The organism is Streptomyces niveiscabiei, assembly GCF_001419795.1.
In the GTDB taxonomy this organism is placed as follows: Bacteria; Actinomycetota; Actinomycetes; order Streptomycetales; family Streptomycetaceae; genus Streptomyces; species Streptomyces niveiscabiei.
Genome location: NZ_LIRL01000845.1, coordinates 1 through 3654, shown reverse-complemented (window position 1 = coordinate 3654; position 3654 = coordinate 1). Strand labels below are relative to the sequence as shown.

General features: G+C 71.6%; 2 protein-coding genes. One reads left to right on the top strand and one right to left on the bottom strand.

Annotated elements, in window-relative coordinates; translation table 11 throughout:
• The coding region (locus AOK24_RS51530; protein WP_478078778.1) for an nSTAND1 domain-containing NTPase at positions 1 to 2220 on the bottom strand (2220 nt) is incomplete at its 3' end.
• Positions 2221 to 2292: 72 nt separating this feature from the next.
• Here AOK24_RS51530 and AOK24_RS35030 point away from each other — a divergent pair.
• On the top strand, positions 2293 to 3423 hold the full coding sequence (locus tag AOK24_RS35030; RefSeq protein ID WP_055724016.1) for an acyltransferase family protein: 1131 nt from the start codon (positions 2293 to 2295) through the stop codon (positions 3421 to 3423).
• Positions 3424 to 3654 lie beyond the last annotated feature (231 nt).

Sequence of the window (3654 nt, the reverse complement as noted above, 5' to 3'; positions counted from 1 at the left end):
GCCCGCCGGGGAGGCGACGGCGAGAGTACGGCCGTGAAAATCCATCCCGCGTACGGAACCATCCCTGATGGCAAGGGAGTTGACCCTCTTGCCGGTGGTCGGGTCCCACAACCCGATCTCCGCACCGGCGACGGCGAGGACGCGTCCGTCGGGGCTGAACACCATGCTCCCGGCGCCGCCGCGCCCGGTCAGCGTGTGCCGGAGCCTGCCGCCGGGCAGGTCCCGGATCCGTACGGTGCCGTCCGCGTCGTAGGTCGCGAGGGTCCGCCCGTCCGGGCTGAGGGCGACGGCCCCTACGGGCCGCTTGCCGCCGACCAGCCGCTGACGCAACGGCAACGAGGCGGCGGCGTACAGCGCTTCGGTGGCCTCCCGAGTCGCCCCGGCCCGGTACGCCCGCACGGCGAGCAACGCGGCCCGATCGGGATCGGAACCCAGCAACGCCCCCGACTGCGCGGCCAGTTGCCGCGACTCGGCAAGCCGCTGCGCCCCGACGGCACTCCGCCACTGCCCCACGGCGAGCCCGGCACCGAGGAGGGCGAGACAGAGGGCGGAGACGACGGAGACGAGGACGAGCCGGGACCGACGGCGGCCACGCTGGGCGTGGTTGAGGCTGGCGTCGAGGAAGGAGCGTTCTACGGAGGTGAGTTCGGGGTGGTCGGTGGGGGCGTGGGCTGCGTGCTTGACGTTGGTCAGGGGGGCAGGGCTGGTGGTGGCGGGGTCCGTCGGCTTCCCGAGTTCTCCGTTGGCGGGGTCGGCCTGCTCCCCGCGCTTGCGGCCCACGAGCCTCCCGAGCCCTCCGCCGAGTAACCCCCGGCTCCCCGTACCTCCGAAGTACTCCTGCGCCGCGGCCAGCCGACTCCCCCGGTACAACGCCCCTTCCTCGCGCCCCAGTGCTGCCCAAGCGCCCGCCGCAGCCGTTAACTCCCGCTGTGCCCTGAGCCGTTCACGGTCAGCCTCGATCCACCCCCGCAGCCGGGGCCACGCCGTGATCAGCGCCTCGTGGGCCAGCTCGACGGTGTCGTCGTCCAGCGTGAGGAGGCGTGCACGGGTCAGCGCCTCCAGAACGGGACCTGTTTCGCCGTGGAGTTCGGCGCGCTGCACAGGTCGGCGCGTGTCGGGTACGCCGTCGCCGGGCTCGATCAGGCGCAGCAACACCCGGCGTGCGGTGGCCGCTTGGGCCTCCGTGAAGCCGGCGTGGACCCGCTCGGCGGTCCGGGTGATCGCCCCGTCCAGGCACCCCGCCGCCTCGTACCCCGCCAGGGTCAGCGTCTTGCCCCGCCGCAACCGCCACGTCTCCAGCAACGCGTGGGACAGCAACGGCAGTCCACCCGGCGCCCCGGCGACGTCCTCGACCAGCCGGCTCGTGAGGGCGCGTTCGACGGTCAGGCCGCTCGCGGTGGCCGGCTTGACCACGGCGTCCCGCAGCTCGGCCGGACTCATCGCACCGACGAGCAGATTGGCGTCCCGCAACGCCTCGGCGAGTCCCCGGTGTTCGGCGCACCGGCCGTAGAAGTCCCCGCGTACGGCAAGCAACACGCGTACCCCGCTGCCGGGTTGGCGCGCGGTCAGCAGCAGCTCGATGAACCGGTCCCGTTCGGCGGCGTCCCGGCAGAGAGTGAACACCTCCTCGAACTGGTCGACGATCACGTACGTCTCCGGCCCGGCCGGCGTGAGGAGCCGGGCGTGCGTACGGGCGGGCTGCTCGCCCGGCGTCAGGATCCGGATCGCGGACGGACGAGGGTCCCGGGCTCGCCGCAGCGCGGGGATCAACCCGGCCCGCAGAAGGGAGGACTTGCCGCTGCCGGACGCCCCGAAGACCGCGGCGAACCGGCGGCGGCTCAGCAACTCGACGAGGTCAGCGGTGAGTTGCTCGCGCCCGAAGAACAGGGCGCTGTCGTCGGGCTCGTACCGGGCGAGCCCTCGATAGGGCGGCGCGCAACCGTCGTCCGGCGGCCCCTCCTCGGCGGCCTCCCGCCAACGCGCCTCCCACCAGGCCGAGTTGCCACCGCAGGCCCGCACATACGCCAACACCACCGGCAGCGTGGGCAACTGCTCCCCACCCGCCGCCCGCGACAGCGTGGTCACCGAGTAGCCAGCCCGCAGGGCGAGTTCACGGTAGGTGACCCCGTCCGCCTCCGCCCGCAGCTTGCGCAACTCGAACGCGAACCGCTGCACCGGCCCGGCCGCCGGATCGACCGGCACCTCTCTCCGCCCTGCCACGGCCTCAACCCCTTATTGTTCGGACCCCGTCGGGGCGCTGCCCAACAATGCGCCGGCCGCTGGACTCGGAGGATGAAATCCTCACGGTCGGGCTGGCTGGACGCGCTGCGCGGCATCGCCGCACTCGTCGTGGTCTTCGACCACTCGACGTACACGTTCCTGCCTGACATACGGCGGGAGTTGATGCCCGAGTTCAACACCAGCCGCTACGGCATCATGGTGTTCTTCCTGGTGAGCGGTTACCTCATCCCCGCGTCACTCGAACGCCGGGGCTGCGTACGGGAGTTCTGGATCGGACGGATCTTCCGCGTGTACCCCCTGTGGGCGGTGGTCGTCGCCGCACTCCTCGCGCTGCACCTCGCGGGCGTCGCGGGGATACGCGAACTCGACGGCCAGAACGTCTACTTGACCGCCCTCGCGCACGTCACGATGCTCCAGGAACTCCTCGGCACCCCCAGCCTCCTGCTCGTCCTGTGGACCCTCTCCTACGAGATGTCCTTCTACCTCCTGGTCGTCGCCCTCTTCACACTCCGCCTCCACCGGCACTCGGGGGCCATCGCCGTCCTCTTCGCCGCAGCGGCCGTGGTGGCGGGGGCCGCGCTGCCGGCCTCCGCGCTGTCCGGCGCGGTCGGCACGGGCCCGCTGATCGTGTGCGCCTCGCTCGCCATGGCCGTCGCGATCTGCTGCGCGAACGCCTGGGCACGTGTCCTGGGCGGCGCCCTGGGCCTCGCACTGATCGCCCTCAACGGCACCGTCCCGACGTGGGAAGGGCTCGTGATCCTCGCCGTGATGTTCCTCGGCACCACCATCTACCGTGCCGGGTACGGCAGTTGGCGTATCGCCCTGGTGGTCGTCGGCTGTTCGGTGGGGAGTTCGTACGCCTACGGCTCCGGCTCGCGCGGCTGGATCACCGGGTTCCTGCTCGCCGTACTCACCTTCGGCATCGGGCTGGCGTCGCGCCGGCGCCGTACGCCTCGGGTGCTTGTCGGTCTGGGGACGGTGAGTTACTCGGTCTACCTCGTGCATCCGCTGCTGCTGGCGGTGGTCGACGGGACGGTCGGGCGGCAGAGCGAGGACAGCTGGCTCCTCGAAGTGAGCTTCTGCGCCGTGCTGTTGCCGGTGTGCGTGCTGACGTACCGGTACGTCGAGGTGCCGGGGCAGGAGTGGGGGCGCGCGGTGGCGCGGCGTACGTGGTCTCGGTGAGGCGGGTGGGTTTGGAGGGGTGGGTTTCCGCGTCGGCTGGTGTTCGGGTGGGCGGTGTCCGGGGGCGGTGTTTGAGTACGTGCACTCATGTGTCGGTGGCCGGTCGCTGACACGCTGCCTTTCATGGTGAGCGGTAGAGCTGTTCCGGCGTTCTGGCATGTCCTCCTTGTGTGGGGGGTGACGGCGTTTGTGATGCCGGTGCTTGGGGTTGGGGTGTTCGTGGCTGGGTGG